Origin of the sequence: Cuneatibacter sp. NSJ-177, from assembly GCF_022867805.1 — a bacterium.
Lineage (GTDB): Bacteria > Bacillota > Clostridia > Lachnospirales > Lachnospiraceae > Pseudolachnospira.
Genome location: NZ_JALIFO010000001.1, coordinates 366,637 through 384,513, shown reverse-complemented (window position 1 = coordinate 384,513; position 17,877 = coordinate 366,637). Strand labels below are relative to the sequence as shown.

Sequence of the window (17,877 nt, the reverse complement as noted above, 5' to 3'; positions counted from 1 at the left end):
TCCAACCAGCCTCTTTCTAAAATCGGAAATACAAAAATGGATTATAAGTCGCATCCACCAGGTACGCCAGCGAAAGCAGAAAAATCACGATCAAAAACAAAACCGGCAGAATCGCCCGCTTTCCGGCCAGCCGCTCTCCCCATTGTTTGGGAACATGGGTACAGCCGATCCCCCAAATCAAAAACAGCAGCCACCATCCGGACAGAAGATACCAGGTCTCCGTATTCCAAATCAGTCCTCCTGCGCCAAACATGGCCCCCAGATAAGCCATTCCTTCCGTCAGGTCCGGAAAGCCAAAGAGCACCCATCCAATCAAAATCAAAAAGAAGGTGAGTAGACGCCGGACAGCAGACGGCAGTCTTCCGAATCCTTTTTGGAAAACAAATTTTTCCAAAAGAAGCAGTACGCCGAAATAAAGCCCCCAGAGAACAAAATTCCAGGCCGCCCCGTGCCAAAGCCCGGTGAGAAGCCATACCAGCAAAATGTTCCGGACCTGTTTTGCCTCCCCTTTCCGGCTCCCTCCAAGGGGAATGTATAAATACTCCCGAAACCAGGTGCCGAGAGAAATGTGCCAGCGCCGCCAAAACTCCGTAATGCTTCCGGACTCATAAGGATAGCGGAAATTTTCCGGAAAATGAAAGCCGAACATCCGTCCAAGCCCGATCGCCATATCCGAATATCCAGAAAAATCAAAATAGATTTGAAAGGCAAAGGCCAAAATCCCCATCCACGCCGTAACCACAGGCAATCCCGCCGCACCAAATCCTGCGATCTGCTCATACAAACTCCCCGCCGGATTGGCCAGAAGAACCTTTTTCCCCAGGCCGGTCACGAACCGCAGCGCACCCGCGCCAAAATCCTCATAATCAAAACGGCGTGCCGCAAGCTCCCCGGCAATCGTCTGATACCGCACAATCGGACCGGCGATCAACTGGGGGAACAGCGCCACATAGGTCCCAAAGTCCAACATGCTTTTCTGGCTCTCCGCCTGACCTCGATAAATATCAATCGTATAGGACATGGTCTGGAACGTGTAGAAAGAAATCCCGATGGGAAGCGGCAGGGAAAGGAGCGGAATCTTTTGCCCGGTTATGTGATTCCATACCTCGATTAAAAAGTCAGCGTATTTAAAAAATCCCAAAAGAAGCAGATTGACCACAACGGATGAAATCACCGCCAACCGAGCGGCCCGCGCGCGGCCTTCGTTTCGGTATTGCTCCACCAGGCGGCCATGAATATAGTCTACCGCCGTGGAAAAGAGCATCAACAGCACATAAACAGGCTCTCCCCAGGCATAAAAAATTAAGCTTGCCAGAAATAACACCGCATTTCTGGCAGGCTTAGGACAAATTCCATATACCAAGAGCACCAACGGAAGGAACCGAAGGAGAAACACCATACTGCTGAATACCATCGCCCCGCGCCTCCCGCACGCTATTTCAGGACAGACTCAATCGCTTCCGCCGCCGGTGTGTTGTCCTCCGTCAGCATCAGGAAAAACACATAATCTCCGTAGGTCACCACCTGGCTGGCCGATACAATCCCTTCATTCATTGGATACTGGAGACTTTCTTTCTGGAGATAAGTCTGGTAGCCTTTCAGGGATTCCGCCAGCTTCTCCGCCTCGCCGCTCTTTGCTTTAAAACCGGCAAAGGTATCCACATGGGCGCTGATCATCGGCACCTCGGCAAAATACGCGCCATCCACCAAAGTCATATCGACTCCCCAGGAATCTGCCAACATTTGTTCTTCCAATGCCATATTCGGAAGATAGTTCTCGCCGTATGCCTCTTTCACCGCCGCATAGACCTGTTTCAGCGTATCATCCGCGTACTCCGTGGCGGAGGCTGCCGTCTCCAGGGAACCGCCCGTCACCTCGGTCTCGCCGGACGAGTCGGCATCCACCGTCGTGGTTTCCGGCGCAGCTGTAGTTGCCGCCGCGGTGGTATCCGCCGCCGTACTCTCCTTGGACGCCGCTGTCTCCGGCGTACCGCTCCCGCACCCGATCAAAGCCGCAGCCATCACTCCGGCAAGCAGAACTCCAAATCTTCGTCTCATATCCATTTCCTCATGCTTTCAAATATTCTTTCAACGCTTCCATCCGCCGGAAAGCCACTCGGCGTCCCGCTGTATAAAGATCCTCCAGCTTTTCCGTATCTTTTTCTATCCGAGAGACCGAAACCGGCACCTCCGGGCGGATCACAAAACATTTCCCTTCCCGCTCCAGCCCGGAAATTTCTTCCTGGACCCGATTATAGTTTTCCTCCATTTGGCAAAGCGCATTCACCAAATTAGGGTATTTTTTATAATAGCGCTGATATACCGCCTCCATGGCCCGGCTCGGTTCCTTTCGGTAACCTTCTTGGCGGGTCAGAACCAGAACCAGTTTTTCGTAGCCTTCCTCCATGGCTTTTCGGAAAGGAACCGGATTGCAGATCCCTCCGTCCAGGCATTCGAAGCCGTCCACATTCACCATCGGCGCCAAAAGCGGCATACTGCTGCTGGCCCTCGCCGCCAGCAGGATATCCTGGCTCAAGCCTTTCTCGTGATAAAGGGCCTCGCCGGTATTGCAATCGGTGGAGACCGCCACAAAACGCTTGTCCGATTCCTCAAAAGTTTTCCACGCAAAGGGGATCAGTTCCTCCGAAAGCTCCCCGAATAAGAAATCAAAATTAAAAATACTGTGGGTCTTAACCAGGCTCTTCATCCCCAGATACCGGCTGTCGTTGACATAGTCAATATTGATCCGCGCAGTCCGAAACGGCTGACGGGAAATATAATTCAAGCCGCTCAACGCCCCCGCCGATACTCCGATTACGTAGGGAAAATCGAGCTCTGCTTCCATAAACACATCCAAGACTCCGGCCGTAAACAGACAGCGCAGAGATCCTCCTTCCAGCACCAAGGCTGCTTGTTCCATTTCATTCCTCCTTTTTTTCCACCACATCAAAAATCGAGTGGGACATCATAAAATAAAAGCCCTCCGCCGCATCTTCCGCGGAAAACATCTCGTCTCCCTCCAAAATCCAGGTTTTCAGGACGATCACCACACCGATCGCATAATACTTCGCCACAACTTCCTTCCGAAGAATGCGGACGTCCTTCCTGGTTTTTAAATGGGCTTGCTCCAGGCGTTTTTCCAGCATCTGATAAAGATGATGCTCCATAATGCTCTCAAAAGAGTTTTGTCCCGTCACCTGAAACGCCTTCCTGTAAAACGCCTTTTCATTCTCCATCAATACAAAAAGAAGCTTGAGCGCCTCCCTTTCCATCTGGTGCTCCAGCATTTCCTCTACCTTATTCAGAATATCGTCGCAGACAATCCACTCCAACAGCTCATATTTGTCCTGGAAATAATTATAGAAGGTAGGACGGATCACACCGGCCTTATCCGTAATCATTCGGATGGTGATCTTCTCGAAAGGATGAGAGACCATTAGTTCCTTCAAACCGCAGCCCAGGAGAGCCTTTGTCATCTCTTTCTTTTGTTCCATGGCACACCCTTTATGAGGAGGCGGCCGCCGGTTCACCCGGCTGCCCCCTCCAAAATTTCAGATGTTTTATCATACCATAAAAGGGATCATTCTTCCAGCATCTTAACGAAATTTTAATCTTCATTCTCATATTTGTAATTCTGATACCCCGGCATCTGTCTCGGATGCTCCTCCCAGAGTTTTTCAGCGCAAACCTTCCACTCGTTGGCGTACTCCCGGCATTTTCCGCACAAGTGCTCCACACTTTCCGGGGATTGTAAATCCGTGGAGTGAGCGACGGTCTTCGTTACCATCTCCTGCAAAAGCTCCGGATTTTCCAACATCGGACAAGGACGCAGATGGTTATCATTGAACGGCTGCCCATCCCGGTAAGCCATGAACAGAGGCTGCTTTAGAGCATCCAGCAGAGAGACATCGTGGATATTGGCGCTGCTGTAATGGATGAACACACAAGGTTCCATATCGCCGTTGGCATTGATGTGGCAGTAGTTTCGGCCTCCGGCGATGCAGCCGCCGACAAACTCGCCGTCGTTTTGGAAATCCATGGCAAAAATCGGCTTTCCGCCTTCGTTGCCGCGGATCTCACGGACCCGGTGATACATGTACTCTCTCTGTTCCCTTGTCGGCATCAGCTCCACTGCCGCTTCATTTCCTACCGGCATGTAATGAAAATACCAAGTGAACCGGCAGCCCTTTTCAATGATCAGATCCAGGAACTCATCGCTGGTGACCGTTTCCAGATTATAGCGGGTGTAGCAGATGGAGGTTCCGAAAATCTGTCCGTGCGCCTTCAAAAGATCCATCGCCGCCAGCACTTTCTCAAAAATCCCTTCGCCGCGGCGGGAGTCATTGGCATCCTCAAAGCCTTCCAAAGACAGGCTCAAGGACAGGTTGCCGACCCGTTTCATCTCCTGGCAGAACGCCTCATCCACCAAAGTGCCGTTCGTAAAGGCATGAAACGCGCAGTCATTGTGCTTTTCACAGAGGCGTATGATATCGGCTTTCCGCACCAGAGGCTCTCCTCCGGTATACATATAGAAATAGATGCCTAATTCCTTTCCCTGAGTAATGATCGAGTCCAAATCTTCAAAGCTCAAATTCAGCTTGTGCCCATATTCTGCGGCCCAGCACCCGGTACAGTGCAGATTGCAGGCGCTGGTGGGATCCAAAAGGATCAGCCATGGTATATTGCAGCGGTGCTCCCGGCGTTTTTGGCGAATCATTTTTGTTCCGTGAAACGCTGCCTCAAATCCCAGATCCAGCGCCGTCATCTTGATGACATGAGGATCCAGTTCCTCTAACAGACGATGGAAATACTTGGTCCATTTAGCGTCATGATCCTGGATTAAAGCGCGGGCCCCATCGTAGCTTTCCTTCTGATAAACATCTCCCATAAAGTTTTCAGAAAGATCCACCAATTTCAGCAGCGCCTTATCCCTGTTCTCCGGATCTTTATTCATATACTGCAACGTTTTGTCAATGGCAAATCCAAATGCCGCTCTTTCTGCTTTGTGTGATAGCTCTCCCATCGTTTTTCCTCCTATATTAAGTAATTTATGGAGGCTTCCAGCCCGGCTATTACCAATAAAACCCCGCCGATCAGGTAAGCCTTATTCTTTTGTTCCACGCCGAGACGATAGCCGATCCATGCGCCCAGCACACCGGTGACGATGGTTCCGACTGCCAGCGCCAATGCCTCTTTCCAGAGTGCCGTATCCATGACCGCCAAGCCGATACCGGCAAACAGTGCGTCAAGACTGGTCAAGACTGCCAAGAGGCAAAGCGCCTTCCAGTCCGTCGTACTCTCCCGCCGTTCATCAAAAGGCTCCCTCCTCCAAGCCTTCATCAGCATATAAAACCCAAGCAAAACAAAAATCACCACAGACAATACAGCGCCGATCTGCTGAATCCGGAATGTTTTCCGGGACACCCACGGCAGCAGGCGGATCAGGCTTCCGGCCAACAAGGCCAGCACCTGCCATAAAGTAAATAAAATGGCGACGCAGAAAATCTTCGGCTTCTCCCACCGGGCGATCACCGCACCTTTGCAGATCATTGCCGCACACACGTCCAGGGACAGCCCTAAGGACACCAGCAGGATTTCCCATTCATTCATACCCCTGCAGCACCTCCATTGATTTATTGTGATAATTATAGTAAAATATGGGAGATATTGTAATATTCAGAGATTTAAAATGTGTTGCATAAAATGCGACATTTTTTTACATCTGTATTAATCTTTTTTCGTTTGGACAAAAATACGTCTAATGCCCATTGACCAAACAGGAAAAGCAAGATTTCAGCTGCCCACTCATTCCATTAATCAATCGTGGATGGGAAAAAAATAACGCATGGCACCTGAGCGAAATTACGATCTTTCCGCTTAGATGCCATGCGCTTTTCTCTTTTTATCCATTCCTTGTAAAAAGAAATCCTTATTTTCTTACTTCACTTTTCCCGAAACGAATTTTATTCAGCTCTGGAACCGGCTCAAAAATGCCTGGGTCCGCTCGTTCTTCGGATTAGAGATCACATCCGCCGGACACCCTTCCTCCACGATCACACCGCCGTCCATAAAGATCACATGATCCGCCACATCCCGCGCAAAGGCCATCTCGTGGGTTACGATCACCATGGTCATATGTTCCGCAGCCAGGCTTTTGATCACTTTTAGAATCTCGCCGGTTAGCTCCGGGTCCAGGGCCGAGGTCGGCTCGTCAAAAAACAGAATCTGCGGTTTCATCGCCAGCGCGCGTGCGATGGAAACCCGCTGCTGCTGGCCGCCGGAAAGCTGGTGGGGGTAGGCGTCCGCCCGGTCATAAAGCCCCATTTTTTTCAGCAGTTCAAAGGCTTCGTTCCGAACTTCTTCCTTATTCCGTTTCTGCACATGCACCGGAGCATCCATAATATTTTTCAGCACCGAATAATGGGGAAACAGATTGAAGTTCTGAAACACCAGCCCAAAGTACTGCTGAATTTCCCGAAGCTCCTGGGGAGACGCATATCTCGCTTTTCCCTCTTCGTCGCGGACCGCGTATTGTCCCAGATAGATCAGATCTCCGCCGTCCATGGTTTCCAGCATCGTCGCACAGCGGAGCAAAGTGGATTTTCCTGAACCGGATGGCCCGATAATCGAAACCACCTGCCCCTGTTTTACAGAGAGGGAGATATCCTTCAGCACTTCCACCCCGTCAAATTGTTTTTTGCAGTGATTGATTTCCAATATCTTCATAAAAGCCTCCTAGTGGTAATAATCCAACTTCTTTTCCAGTTTGCCCATAAGAAAATCGACAAGCAAGTTGAAGATAAAATAGAATACGCCTGCCACGAACAGAGCGGTCATAGACTTGGATGCCGCTGCGATCTCCTTGGCCGCGGTAAACATCTCAGAATAGGCGATTGCAAAAGCCAGAGAAGTATCCTTGACCAACGTAATCACCTCATTGGTGATGGAAGGAAGGATCCGCTTGATCACCTGGGGAAGCACGATTTTGAAGAAGGTCTGGTTTTTATTATAGCCGAGCACTTTTGCCGCCTCATACTGCCCGACGGGCATGGACTGGATGCCGGACCGGTAGATCTCCGCAAAATAGGCCGCATAATTCAGGACAAAGCCAATGATCACCGCAAAGAACCGCCAACTTGTGCTGAGCTTCCAGCCGAACAGATAAAATGGGCCAAAGTAGACCACGAAAAGCTGCAGCATCAGAGGCGTCCCCCGCATCACCGCTATGTAAAGCCGGGTAAAATTCCGCAAAAGCGGATTTTTCGCCATGCGGCCAAATGCCACGATCATTCCGAGCGGCAGGGAAAACAGCAGGGTCCAGAAAAAGATCCCGCAGGTCTTGATCATCCCTTCTCCCAATTGTGACAGCATCATTGCCATTTCCTATCTCCTCCTTCAAACAAAATGTGCGCCTCGCGCACACTCGCGCCGGAGCGCGGCTGCGTCAACAGCCATTTTCCTCAGCGAGGCCTCCCAAGGGGCGGCCTCAAGGGAATCCACGCCGGACATCCCTGCCGGCACAAATAGGGCGCACCGAGGTGCGTCCTATCTCTGTGTCGTCTTTTCTATTTTTCAGCCAAATCAGTCTTTCAGCATATCGGCGACATCATATTTCTCCGCCAATTTCTGGATCGTGCCGTCCGCCTTCAGGGCGTCGAGATCCTTCTGCACGGTGTCGCGCAGCTCGGTATTTCCCTTCAGGAAACCGACCGCGTATTCTTCCTTGGCCAAAATCTCGTCCAGATAACGGAACTTGCCTTCGTCGGCCGCCATGTGATTCTTCGCCACACCAATGTCAACGGCGATCGCGTCGATGGCGCCGGCTTCCAGATCCATGAACGCAGTATTATAGTCCGCATACTGCTGCATGGAATCGAAGCTGTCCGCCAGCTCTTTTGCCTTTTCCGGATTTTGGAGCGCTTTCAGCGCCGAGGAATCCTTTTGCACGCCGACCACTTTTCCTGCCAGGTCTTTTTGCGCCTGGACCTCGGAGTCGGCCAGAACCACGATCACCTGGCTGTTGTCAATGTAAGGATCGCTCCAGGTGTAAGCATCTTCCAGCCCCGTCATGGTAAACCCGTTCCAGATACAATCGATCGTGCCGGAGGAAAGCTCCATATCCTTCGCATCCCAGCTGATCGGTGTCTTCACCAGCTCCCAGCCTTCCAAATCGCAGACCGCCTGAGCCAGCTCCAGATCAAAACCGGTATACTCGCCGGTGGCCGGATCCTTATAGCCGTACGGCGGAAATTCCGCATCGAATCCCACCGTAAAGGTTTTCTTGTCACCGGCGGCCGCCGTGGTCTCTGCGTCCGTGGAGGCAGCCGCCGTTTCCGCCGCTGTGGTCCCCGCCTCGGCAGCAGCTGTGGTTCCCGCCTCCGTCGCTCCTGCTGTCGTGGTGCTGTCGCCGCTGCCGCAGGCGGACAGCATGGAAGCCGCCATCAAAGCCGCCATACCCCAAGCCAAAACGTTCTTCTTCATAACAAAATCCTCCCTAAAACAATCCTCTTTTTCCGAAAAAGCCCTTCGGCAATTCCGTACGCTAGCAGTCTACCATATTAGCACGATAAAGTAAAGAGAAAAAAGGAAAAAATAAAAGGCAATCAAAACGCCTTCATACGCAGCCTTGATTGCCCCTTATCCCTATCCTTTCCCTGCAAAACGATCCGGATCCATCTGTCAGAACCTCACCAAGTGGGAGAGTTCCGACAGATGGCATCCTTCATGGAGACTGCAGGCCCGGATCAAGAAATTCAGCTTATCAATCCGTTCCCCGGATTTCGGACAGCCGTTTTTGATAAAATCCACCTGCAGCCCCACGGCCAAGTCCATCACCACATCGGAGATTACGCCGCCGGACCGGCCGGAGGGAACTGCGAAGAGTCCTTGTTTTCTCGCATAGCGGTACGCTTCCATGGCCTCGCTGATGGTTCCCACCTGATTCGGCTTTAAAATAAAACCATCCAGAGAATTCTCCCGGACCGCCCGTTCCAGCCGCTTCCGGTTGGTGACGATAAAATCGTCCCCGATCAAATTCGTCCTTTGGATCTTTTGATGGGCCAGCCGGTACCCGTCCCAATCATTTTCATCCAGCATATCCTCCACGAAAAGAAACGGAAATTTCTCCGTCAGGCCTTTCATGTAGTCGATCATCTCTTCACTGGAACGCTGTTTTCCGTTCAGATAGTAGGTCTGACTCGCGGCATCGTACATTTCGCTGGAGGCGCAGTCCAAGGCAAACGCCACCTTATCGTGATAGCCACAGCCGTCAATCGCCTTCTGCATGATGGAAAGAACGACTTCCGGATCCTCCGAAGGCGCGATCCAGCCGTAGGAGCCCCCGACTCCCGGCTCCGTGCCAAGATAATCCTCCAGAACGGTTCCCAGCTTTTTGAACACCTCCACTCCGATCTCCACCGCCTCCTCGATGGTTTCCGCCCGGTACGGCACCACGATAAATTCATTAAATGCCTGGGTCAGGTGGGGATAACGTCCGCCGTTGATCACATTAAACGAAGGCACCGGCACGGTCCGGATCTTTCCGCCTGCGATATATTCATAGAGGGGGACGCCCCTGGAGGCCGCAGCCGCCCGGTAACAGGCAATGGATACGCTGTAGATCGCATTTCCCCCCAGCCGTTCTTTATTCTCCGTGCCGTCCAGCTCAATCATCCGGCGATCAATCGCCTCCTGATCCATCACATCCATCCCGATCAGAGCCGGCCCAATCTGGTGAATTACATGGTCCACCGCCTTGTGAACGCTGAGCCCGCCGTATTCGTTCGGATCGTGATCCCGAAGCACAAACGCCTCGTACATTCCCACCGAGCTGCCGGTAGGCGCACACCCCCGGCCGACAACGCCCTCCGCAGTGGTAACGTCCACCTCCACCAAAGGACGGCATTTGCAGTCGATGATCTGCCGGGCCGTCACGGATTGTATTCTCGTATCTGCCATCGTTTCTTCCCCCATTCCCTCTATTTCTTCTCCGGAACATACATAATATTTAAATCGCACAGGTTGGTGCCGGTGTTCCCGGTCCGGACCACATCCCCGATTGCGGACAGCGCCTCATAGCTGGCATGGCCCCGCAGCGCCTGATAGGCATCCACGCCGGATTGTCTTGCCCGCCGGAAGCTTTCCGAGTCGGTCAGCCCGCCGGCCGCCGGGGAGGTTCCGTCCGTCCCCTCCGAATCCATGGACAGCATGGCCGCTCCCGGAACCTTCTCCGCCAGGAGGGCAAAGCTTAACATCATCTCCTGGGATGGCCCGCCGTGTCCGGTAATCGTGCTATTATCGGTGATTTTCGTCGTCACCTCGCCGGAACTTAAAATCACACAGGGCGGTTTGACCGGGTTGCCAAAGGTCTGGATCTCCCTGGCGATCGAGGCAAAGACGGTGCCTGCATCCCGGCTCTCCCCCTCTAAAAAGGAAGTCAAAATCATCGCAGGAATTCCCAGCTCCTCCGCCGCCTCCTTTGCATAAATACAGGAATCCGGCACGGTGTTTAAAAGGAAATAGGTGTTCTTAGGGAAAGCCTTGGGCGTCTCCTCCTCCGGTCCCGCCGACATCAGATAATCCACTACCCGGCGGGGAAGGCGGTCCTCCACATCATAATCCCGGATCACCCTCCGGCAGTCCTCCAGTGTGGTGAGATCCGGTCCGATGGGCGTGCTGTCATAGCGAGGGTAAGGGATCCCGATCTCCCCTGTGGCCGGGCGGCCCACGGCATCGCTGATGCCAAATCCGATCAGCTCTGCTCCCCGGTCTCCAATGCGTTTTGCAAGCATACCTCCGTTCATCTGGGAGATATGCCGCCTTACTGCATTGACCTCAAAAATCCCTGCGCCGGATTTCAGCATTACATCGGTGGTATCGATTTCATCCTGAAGCGTCAGTCCTTCCCGCGGACAGCTCATCAGCGCAGAGCTTCCCCCGCTCATCACACAGAGAAACAAGTCCTCCGGACCGGCCTGATCCACCAATTTTAAAATCTCGCGGCAGGCCCGAAGCCCCTCCTCGTTGGGCAAGGGGTGGCCTCCCACAATGACCTCGGTTTTCTGAAACCGGTCCGTCTCCTCCGCAATTTTCACAATCGCAATCCCGCGGGTCAGACGGTCTCCCAGAATCTCATCCAGGGCTCTCGCCATATGATTGCAGGCCTTTCCGGCTCCCAACAGGTAGATATTCCGTTTCTCCGATAAATCCCAGCTTTTTGTTCCAATTTGGAGGATCTCGCCGTTCAGCCTTGTAATGCTTTTGATTCTCTCATAAGAGTCCAACCTTCGAAGTGTCCGCTCCGCTATCTCCAACACGATTCTCCGGGACTCCTGCGCCCCATGGGAAAGAAGCTCCGGCTTATTTTTAATGACATTCCTTGGCTGATTCGTTTTACAGTTCGTTTTACCTTTCTCTTCCATCCTGCCCTCCTTGCCTATCACACCGGATGATCGCGGATCGCATCGATCTCATCCCAGAAATCCGATCCCAGGAAATATTTTTCCGGCGCGGGAATTTTCCCTCCGGCCGCGAGGATTTCCAGCCCTGCCTTTACTTTCTGCGGTGTGGCCGGCAGCTCATAGATACGGACGCCGGTGGCGTTGTAGATCGCATTGATCACCGCCACATGCCCGCTGGACTGGTAGGCCTCCGAGGCTCCGGAGGACCCCCAAGGACCGTGATCCCTCGGATTTTCCAGATGGATGACCCGGATCTCATCGGGGATATCTTTGATATAAGGAACTCCGGCCCCGGCGATATTCCGGTGCTTCACCACGTCATCGTAATTTTCGCTGAGGGCAAAGCCAATACAGTGGGAAATCCCTCCGTAAGCCTGGCCGTTCAGAGCGTCGATATTTCCGACCGTCCCGACATCATCCACGCAGGTATAGCGGAGCACGGTTGTCTTTCCGGTCGCCGTATCCACCGCCGCCTCAGCCAAAAACAGCGCGTAGCTGTAGGCGGGCGTCGGATTGCCGATCCCTTTATTGGCATCAATGTAACAGAGCTTTCGGGCCGATGTATTTTCATAGGTTCCCCGGTATCGGGTGGGAATCCCCTCCGCCTTCATCTCCTCATACGTACGCCAGGTTCCGTCGGGCTTTTTCATGGCATTCATCAAATGCTTTGCCGCGAGGATCGACGCATTTCCATTCATATAATGAGACCGGGAGCTGGCGGAAAGGCCGCTGTCCGGGCAGAGTTTTGTGTCGCTTTGCACCAGCCGGATCTGATCCGGGGTTACGCCCAAGGGTTTTAACGCTTCCAGCGTCACCATCAGGGAACCGATATCCCCGCCCTGTCCTAAATCCTGCCAGGTGTCGTACTTGGTGATGGTTCCATCTGGGTTCAGTTCCAGATCCACGCTGCACTCATCGGACGGCCCCTCAGTGACGTTGTAGCCGCCCCAGGCCAAACCGACGCCCCGGCGCACCTGCGGCGTATCGGCCGCTTTGGCCTCCTTCACCGCCTGCTCATAATAGGGCCGCATCGTATCCATGATCTGCTCCATCGGGTACTCATAGTAGGGATAGCTGTTGATATTAAGGTCGCCGGGCCTTGCAATGTTCCGGTATCGGAACTCAAAAGGATCGATCCCTGCTTTCTCCGCCAGCATATCCATAATGGCCTCCGACGCTGTATAAACCTGAGGCGACCCGAATCCCCGGTAGGCCGTCCCAAAGGCGTGGTTCGTGTTGGCCACCCTGGCAAGCCCCGCCACATGGGGAACCTGGTACGGAAACATCATAAAACGGGCCAGCCGGTCAATCACTGCATCTCCGACTTCGGAGAAAGCGCCGTGGTCCAGGCCGGAGTCAAATTCCAGCCCCGTGATCTTTCCGTTTTCATCACAGCCCAGACGGCAGTTGGTATAGGCAGGGCTGCGCTTTCCGCTGAAATGCTGATGTTCCTCATAGGCCATAGAAAGCGCCACCGGCAGGCCGGTCGCCATGACCGCCACCGCCGCCAAGGCAAAGGAACCGGCCGAGGTGGACCAGCCGAAGCTGGCTCCGCTGGGATTCATCACAACCCGGATCTGGTCTTTTTCCAGTCCGATGGCCTGATAAATCCGGCCCTTGGTGGATTCCACTCCCTGGGATTTGCAGTGGATCGTCATCCGCCCGTCTTCGTCCCAGTAGGCCTGCACCGTATCGCCCTCAATGGAAAGATGGGGCTCCCGGCTGGAATAAAAACTCCCCTCTGCTTGGTAGGCGGAAGCGTCGATGATCTCATCCACGTTCTCCGCTCCCTTTAAAACCGGCTGGCGGACAAAGAGATTGTCGCAGTCCTCATGGATCCGCATGGCACCCGGCATGACCGCATCCAGGTAATTCAGATATTCGGGAAGCTTTTCGATCTCTACTCTCACTTTTTTCGACGCCTCCCTGGCGTGATCCTTGGTATCCGCGACCACCATCGCCACCACGTCTCCGTAGCGGTAAATCTTGTCCTCGCACAGCAGCACATGGTTGGCCTTCGTCAAGGTGCTTCTCTTATTCCGGCGGCCCAGGGCCATTCGGTTCGTGCCCTTGACATCCTTGTAAGTAACCACCTTTACGACGCCCGGCATGGATTCCGCCTCGGAGACATCCAGCTTTAAAATCCGGGCGTGGTGGGCGACCCTCGGCTGCACCAAAACCGCATGGAGGGTATTCTCCGGCATTTTCATTTCCAGATCGTCGCCGTAATCCGCCAGGCCGCAGACTTTAGCCAAGGCGGTCGGCCGTTCCAGAGGTTTTCCGTAATATTCTTTATCCTGGGGAAGCGAATACCGGATCTGTTCCACCGTACACTCTCCCCGCATGACCTTTGCCGCCGCCATCACCGCGTCCACGATCTGCTTATATCCGGTGCAGCGGCAGACGTTTCTCGTCTTCTGGAACCAGTCCCGCACCTCTTCCCGGCTGGGATCCGGATTTTTCTTTAGCAGCGCATAGGCGGAGACGATGAAACCAGGGCTGCAAAATCCGCACTGAACCGCCCCGCAGGCGATCCAGGCCGCCTGCAGCGGATGGGGATGCTGCGGCGTGCCGATTCCCTCGATGGTGGTGACTTCACTGTATTCTTCCACCTGTGTTATTTTTTTCGTGCAGGACCGCACTACTTTCCCATTCAGGATCACCGAACAGGATCCGCAGACACCTGTTCCGCAGCCAACTTTGACCCCGGTCAGGCCAATGCGGCGCAGCATGTCGGACAGGCGGTCTTTTTCCGGATCGCAGATCAACATCCGGTTCACACCGTTGATGTTCAGTGTCATTTTCCGCAGCTTCATGTTCTTCCTCCCTCTCTACTCCCGGCGCACGCGCTTTTGCGATCCCACCGCCCTTAATTTGGCGATGATATCCTCTCCCGGCTTCGCGCTCTCAAATACCGCCGTGTACTCGTCTTCGATCCGGACCATGTCTTCCAGCTGATACAACACGTCATCCAAGATTTCCCGTGGAATCACCACAATGCCGTCTTCATCTCCAAACAGGATATCACCGGGACAGATGCGTACCCCATGAAGCAGAATCGGCTGGCCCGCCGTCATCACATCGCCGGCGTAATGGCTGATGTAGCTGCTGCTTCCCTTGCAGAATACGGGAAAATCCTCCATGGTCTGCAAAGAACCGATGTCCCTCATATTCCCGTCGGTAATCAATCCGGCGGCGCCGCAATGGCGGACATACCGGCAGACCACGTCGCCGCCGTAGATGTAATCCGGAAGCCCTTCCATCACCAAAACGCCGCCTGTCTCACACTGCTGCACCACCTCGTAAAAGGGCAACGGCTGTTCCCCCGGCCGGCCAGTCTTCCGGTAAGACAGCGGGTAGGCCGGGCCTACGATCTTATCGCCTGGGCGGAGCGCAGACAGGCCGTCCACCGAATAATTCTTCATTCCGAACCGCTTGGATAAGGTATCCGCCACGTCCGCAGTCCCGCACCGGCGGATTTGCTCCATTTTCTCTTTCCAACTTTTCTCCATCGCTGCTCCCTCATACATAGATTCCCCTGGGGTGAATTTTCTTGTCTTATTCCTGCTTTTACGGGAAGCACCCGCAGCCAAGGCGTCTCTGCCGGCGCTTCCCGCCAAAATTGCTTCGCTTTATTTTTTCTCCAACACGTTTTTATTGACCAGGCTGTAGCTTCCCTGGCCGCTCAAAGCAGCCATCAAAGATTCCGCCCCCATCTTCGCCAAGTTCGCCATCCCACATTTAGAACAGCCGGCGATGTGGGCCGTGCAGATACAGTTTTCCTGGGCAAACAAAGGGCTTTCTACCGCTGGTTCCGTCTCATAGACGTCCACGGCGGCAGCGGCGATTTCTCCCTGCTTTAGGGCGGCGGCCAGGTCGGCTTCCGCTGTGATCGGACCGCGCCCGATATTCAGGAAAAAGGCGGTATTCTTCATCAGACGGAATTCTTTCTCCGCAAACATGTGCTTTGTCTCCAGGGTCAGAGGCATATGAACCGTCACCACATCGGCCCAGGGCAGAGCTTCCGGCAAATGTTCAAATTTCTGGATTCCAATTTCCTCCATGGCTTCCGCCGGAACATAAGGGTCATAGGCTCCCACGTTCATATCAAGCCCCCGCAGTTTGCGCGCCACGGTTTTTCCAATGTTGCCGAGGCCGACGATCAAAACATTTTTACCCGCCAGTTCAATCATGGGAAAAGACTTCCGGTCTGCGGAGATCCATTTGCCCGCCTTGGTGTTTGCGTTTTCGCGGATCAAATCCCGGCCCAAAGCCAGAATCAGCGCAACTGTGTGCTCGGAGACCGCGACCACCGGCCCCATCGGCAGGTTCACAACCTGCACGCCGCACTCGGTCGCAGCCGCCACGTCGATATTATCCACACCGGCTCCGTTCTCTACGATCACTTTTAACGTCGGGCAGCTTTCGATAACCTTCCGGGTTATTTTCTCCACCCGGACGTAAATTCCGGCTATCTCGTGCTCATGGATCATAGAAATCAAAGCGTCCTCCGATATTCCTGGTTCCGGCGCGACGGTCACCTCACAGCCGTTTTCCTCCAAAGTCCGCTTGGCCGTCGGATCCAAAGTCGGATTGGTCAGCATTACCTTCATTCCCATTTTCATTACCTCTCTTCCTCTTCTTCCGGCCGCAGGCGGGCTTTCCGGATATCCACATCGTTCAGCAGTTCCGCCAGATTCTCTCCCCGCTGGAAAATCCCATCCACCTCGGATTCCACCTGTACCACGTATTCCACTTGATGGATCACTTCATCCAGCCGTTCTTTGGGGATGACCAAAATCCCATCGGAATCCCCGATTAAGATATCGCCGGGGCAGATCACAGTGCCGCAGACCTTCACCGGTACGTCCAAAGCCGTGATCTTCGTTCCGTGGCGCCAGAGATAATTGGAAGCGCCCTCGCAGCAGGTGCACATCGGCAGCCCGTCGATGCCTTCACTGTCTCGGATCTTCCCCTCGATGATCCAGGCTGCCAAGCCCGCGTGCTCTGCATATTTGGCAAACATATCCCCGGTCACGATCCGCCCGGAAGCTCCGGCAGTCACCAGCACATCCCCGGCTTCACACTGATCGATGGAGTCAAACCGGGAATAGGATTTCACCTCCCGCTCCGGCCGCTCCATAAAAGCGGTATGCGCCGCCCCGGCAAACTTTCGGCTCTGGCCGAACGCTTTCAGGGAGTCAATGGAATAGTGATCGATCCCCAGCTTCAAAAAAGCATCCACAATACAACCGGTTTCCACACGTTTCAGATACTCGATTTTTTCTTTCAGCGTCTTCATTTCTTCTCCTTTTCCCAACGGAATAAAACGGATGAACGGACACGGAAGTGTTCCGCCCTCTGGAAATTATTTCTCGTACTCAATGCCTACCTCGTCAAAATATTTGGCCGCTCCGGGGTGAACCGGGATGCACGCTCCGATATTCGCGTTCTCTTTGCAGAATTCCGGTGCGATCGCATGGATCGTTTTCAGCTCTTCGGTGTGCTCGCAGACATATTTCACATAATCGTAGACAAAATCTTCACTGAGATCGGTGCGGCCGCAGACTGCCATGTAACTGCCGTAAGTGCCGGTATCCTGATCCACGCCTTCATAGGTTCCGGACGGAATCGTGATCGCCGAATAGTAGGGGTATTTCTCATGTATCGCGGAGACCGCTTCCTCGGAAAGTCCAACCAGTTTGATTCCCTTGGTAACGGCCAGCTCGCTGATCGGAGCGCCCGGAAGGCCGTAGATCATGAATCCGGCATCCAGCGTTTCATCGGAAAGGCCGGTGGAAACGTCTCCGGCAGACAGTTCCTTGATGTTGACATCCTCCAGGGACATGCCGTAGGCTTCCAGTGCAATTTTGAAATCCGGATCCACATTGCCCATGGTGACGCCGACCGTCTTTCCCTTGATATCCTCAAAACTCTGGATATCGGAATCCTCCGGGACAATCAGATGGCAGGCCAGGGGATAGCCGCCCATGATAAAGTTAAAGGTTTCCGGTGTCACATCCGAATACACTTCCTGGCCGTGATAGCCCATGTACTCCGCATAGGTGGTCAGGATTCCCATGTTCCAGTCGCCGCCTGCCATCATGCGGACCGTCTCCGCCGAACCGTCGGAAATTTCCGCCGACATGTTGTAATTCTCGAACGCATTGGAGATCAGGCTGCCGATGCCGGTGAAAATGACATAATTGTTGGACGTAGTGGCGCTGGTCTCCATCCGGACCGTGATGTTTTCCGTGGTGGACGGCGTCAGCTTCCCTTCCGGCGCCGCTGCGGCAGCGGTGGTTCCGCCGTCTGCTGCCGCGGTGGTCCCGGCGGCAGGATCGGAACATCCGGAAAGCGCGGACAGAGACAGGATAGCTGCCATGGCGAGTGCGATCATTTTTTTCATTTTTTTTCC

The 17,877-nt window shown here is 53.8% G+C and carries 16 protein-coding genes; all 16 read right to left on the bottom strand.

From position 1 onward, the window contains the following. Window positions 1-16: 16 nt before the first annotated feature. The 16 genes from MUB23_RS01645 to MUB23_RS01570 all read right to left on the bottom strand — a co-directional run bounded on the left by MUB23_RS01645 (window position 17) and on the right by MUB23_RS01570 (window position 17,868). Window positions 17-1,414: an MBOAT family O-acyltransferase gene (locus MUB23_RS01645; RefSeq protein ID WP_244798447.1), complete on the bottom strand. Its 1,398-nt coding sequence runs from the start codon at window positions 1,412-1,414 to the stop codon at window positions 17-19. A gap of 20 nt (window positions 1,415-1,434) precedes the next feature. Beyond that, window positions 1,435-2,058, bottom strand: a complete 624-nt coding sequence (locus tag MUB23_RS01640) for a DUF4358 domain-containing protein (protein WP_244798446.1) — start codon at window positions 2,056-2,058, stop codon at window positions 1,435-1,437. A gap of 10 nt (window positions 2,059-2,068) precedes the next feature. Continuing rightward, a complete protein-coding gene (locus MUB23_RS01635; RefSeq protein WP_244798445.1) occupies window positions 2,069-2,920 on the bottom strand; it encodes a patatin-like phospholipase family protein in 852 nt (283 codons plus the stop codon). Window position 2,921: 1 nt separating this feature from the next. Beyond that, complete coding sequence (locus tag MUB23_RS01630; RefSeq protein ID WP_244798444.1) at window positions 2,922-3,494, bottom strand: TetR/AcrR family transcriptional regulator C-terminal domain-containing protein; 573 nt, start codon at window positions 3,492-3,494, stop codon at window positions 2,922-2,924. Between the two features lie 113 nt (window positions 3,495-3,607). After that, window positions 3,608-5,023, bottom strand: coding sequence for a radical SAM protein (locus MUB23_RS01625; protein ID WP_244798443.1), 1,416 nt, complete (start codon window positions 5,021-5,023; stop codon window positions 3,608-3,610). 11 nt (window positions 5,024-5,034) lie between these two features. Continuing rightward, window positions 5,035-5,610, bottom strand: a complete 576-nt coding sequence (locus MUB23_RS01620) for a manganese efflux pump MntP (RefSeq protein WP_244798442.1) — start codon at window positions 5,608-5,610, stop codon at window positions 5,035-5,037. A gap of 357 nt (window positions 5,611-5,967) precedes the next feature. Further along, on the bottom strand, window positions 5,968-6,726 hold the full coding sequence (locus MUB23_RS01615) for an amino acid ABC transporter ATP-binding protein (protein WP_244798441.1): 759 nt from the start codon (window positions 6,724-6,726) through the stop codon (window positions 5,968-5,970). 9 nt (window positions 6,727-6,735) lie between these two features. Continuing rightward, window positions 6,736-7,380 (bottom strand): amino acid ABC transporter permease, encoded by a 645-nt coding sequence (locus MUB23_RS01610; RefSeq protein WP_244798440.1) that lies wholly within the window; start codon window positions 7,378-7,380, stop codon window positions 6,736-6,738. A 201-nt stretch (window positions 7,381-7,581) separates the two neighbouring features. Continuing rightward, window positions 7,582-8,481: an amino acid ABC transporter substrate-binding protein gene (locus MUB23_RS01605; protein ID WP_244798439.1), complete on the bottom strand. Its 900-nt coding sequence runs from the start codon at window positions 8,479-8,481 to the stop codon at window positions 7,582-7,584. 198 nt (window positions 8,482-8,679) lie between these two features. Further along, window positions 8,680-9,957: a phosphopyruvate hydratase gene (gene eno, locus MUB23_RS01600; RefSeq protein ID WP_244798438.1), complete on the bottom strand. Its 1,278-nt coding sequence runs from the start codon at window positions 9,955-9,957 to the stop codon at window positions 8,680-8,682. Between the two features lie 20 nt (window positions 9,958-9,977). Beyond that, on the bottom strand, window positions 9,978-11,420 hold the full coding sequence (locus tag MUB23_RS01595) for a glycerate kinase type-2 family protein (RefSeq protein ID WP_244798437.1): 1,443 nt from the start codon (window positions 11,418-11,420) through the stop codon (window positions 9,978-9,980). Between the two features lie 17 nt (window positions 11,421-11,437). After that, complete coding sequence (locus MUB23_RS01590; protein ID WP_244798436.1) at window positions 11,438-14,275, bottom strand: molybdopterin-dependent oxidoreductase; 2,838 nt, start codon at window positions 14,273-14,275, stop codon at window positions 11,438-11,440. 15 nt (window positions 14,276-14,290) lie between these two features. Continuing rightward, on the bottom strand, window positions 14,291-14,971 hold the full coding sequence (locus MUB23_RS01585) for an RraA family protein (protein WP_244798435.1): 681 nt from the start codon (window positions 14,969-14,971) through the stop codon (window positions 14,291-14,293). Window positions 14,972-15,091: 120 nt separating this feature from the next. Beyond that, window positions 15,092-16,084: a hydroxyacid dehydrogenase gene (locus MUB23_RS01580; protein WP_244798434.1), complete on the bottom strand. Its 993-nt coding sequence runs from the start codon at window positions 16,082-16,084 to the stop codon at window positions 15,092-15,094. Next, on the bottom strand, window positions 16,084-16,761 hold the full coding sequence (locus MUB23_RS01575) for an RraA family protein (protein WP_244798433.1): 678 nt from the start codon (window positions 16,759-16,761) through the stop codon (window positions 16,084-16,086). The genes MUB23_RS01580 and MUB23_RS01575 overlap by 1 nt, the downstream gene beginning before the upstream one ends. Before the next feature lie 66 nt (window positions 16,762-16,827). After that, complete coding sequence (locus tag MUB23_RS01570) at window positions 16,828-17,868, bottom strand: TAXI family TRAP transporter solute-binding subunit (protein ID WP_244798432.1); 1,041 nt, start codon at window positions 17,866-17,868, stop codon at window positions 16,828-16,830. Between the last annotated feature and the right edge of the window lie 9 nt (window positions 17,869-17,877).

Bases quoted from the DNA above. Each gene is read 5' to 3' on its own strand.
- MUB23_RS01645 (WP_244798447.1), bottom strand. From the start codon at position 1,414: ATGGTATTCAGCAGTATGGTGTTTCTCCTTCGGTTCCTTCCGTTGGTG.
- MUB23_RS01640 (WP_244798446.1), bottom strand. From the start codon at position 2,058: ATGAGACGAAGATTTGGAGTTCTGCTTGCCGGAGTGATGGCTGCGGCT.
- MUB23_RS01635 (WP_244798445.1), bottom strand. From the start codon at position 2,920: ATGGAACAAGCAGCCTTGGTGCTGGAAGGAGGATCTCTGCGCTGTCTG.
- MUB23_RS01630 (WP_244798444.1), bottom strand. From the start codon at position 3,494: ATGGAACAAAAGAAAGAGATGACAAAGGCTCTCCTGGGCTGCGGTTTG.
- MUB23_RS01625 (WP_244798443.1), bottom strand. From the start codon at position 5,023: ATGGGAGAGCTATCACACAAAGCAGAAAGAGCGGCATTTGGATTTGCC.
- MUB23_RS01620 (WP_244798442.1), bottom strand. From the start codon at position 5,610: ATGAATGAATGGGAAATCCTGCTGGTGTCCTTAGGGCTGTCCCTGGAC.
- MUB23_RS01615 (WP_244798441.1), bottom strand. From the start codon at position 6,726: ATGAAGATATTGGAAATCAATCACTGCAAAAAACAATTTGACGGGGTG.
- MUB23_RS01610 (WP_244798440.1), bottom strand. From the start codon at position 7,380: ATGGCAATGATGCTGTCACAATTGGGAGAAGGGATGATCAAGACCTGC.
- MUB23_RS01605 (WP_244798439.1), bottom strand. From the start codon at position 8,481: ATGAAGAAGAACGTTTTGGCTTGGGGTATGGCGGCTTTGATGGCGGCT.
- eno (WP_244798438.1), bottom strand. From the start codon at position 9,957: ATGGCAGATACGAGAATACAATCCGTGACGGCCCGGCAGATCATCGAC.
- MUB23_RS01595 (WP_244798437.1), bottom strand. From the start codon at position 11,420: ATGGAAGAGAAAGGTAAAACGAACTGTAAAACGAATCAGCCAAGGAAT.
- MUB23_RS01590 (WP_244798436.1), bottom strand. From the start codon at position 14,275: ATGAAGCTGCGGAAAATGACACTGAACATCAACGGTGTGAACCGGATG.
- MUB23_RS01585 (WP_244798435.1), bottom strand. From the start codon at position 14,971: ATGGAGAAAAGTTGGAAAGAGAAAATGGAGCAAATCCGCCGGTGCGGG.
- MUB23_RS01580 (WP_244798434.1), bottom strand. From the start codon at position 16,084: ATGAAAATGGGAATGAAGGTAATGCTGACCAATCCGACTTTGGATCCG.
- MUB23_RS01575 (WP_244798433.1), bottom strand. From the start codon at position 16,761: ATGAAGACGCTGAAAGAAAAAATCGAGTATCTGAAACGTGTGGAAACC.
- MUB23_RS01570 (WP_244798432.1), bottom strand. From the start codon at position 17,868: ATGAAAAAAATGATCGCACTCGCCATGGCAGCTATCCTGTCTCTGTCC.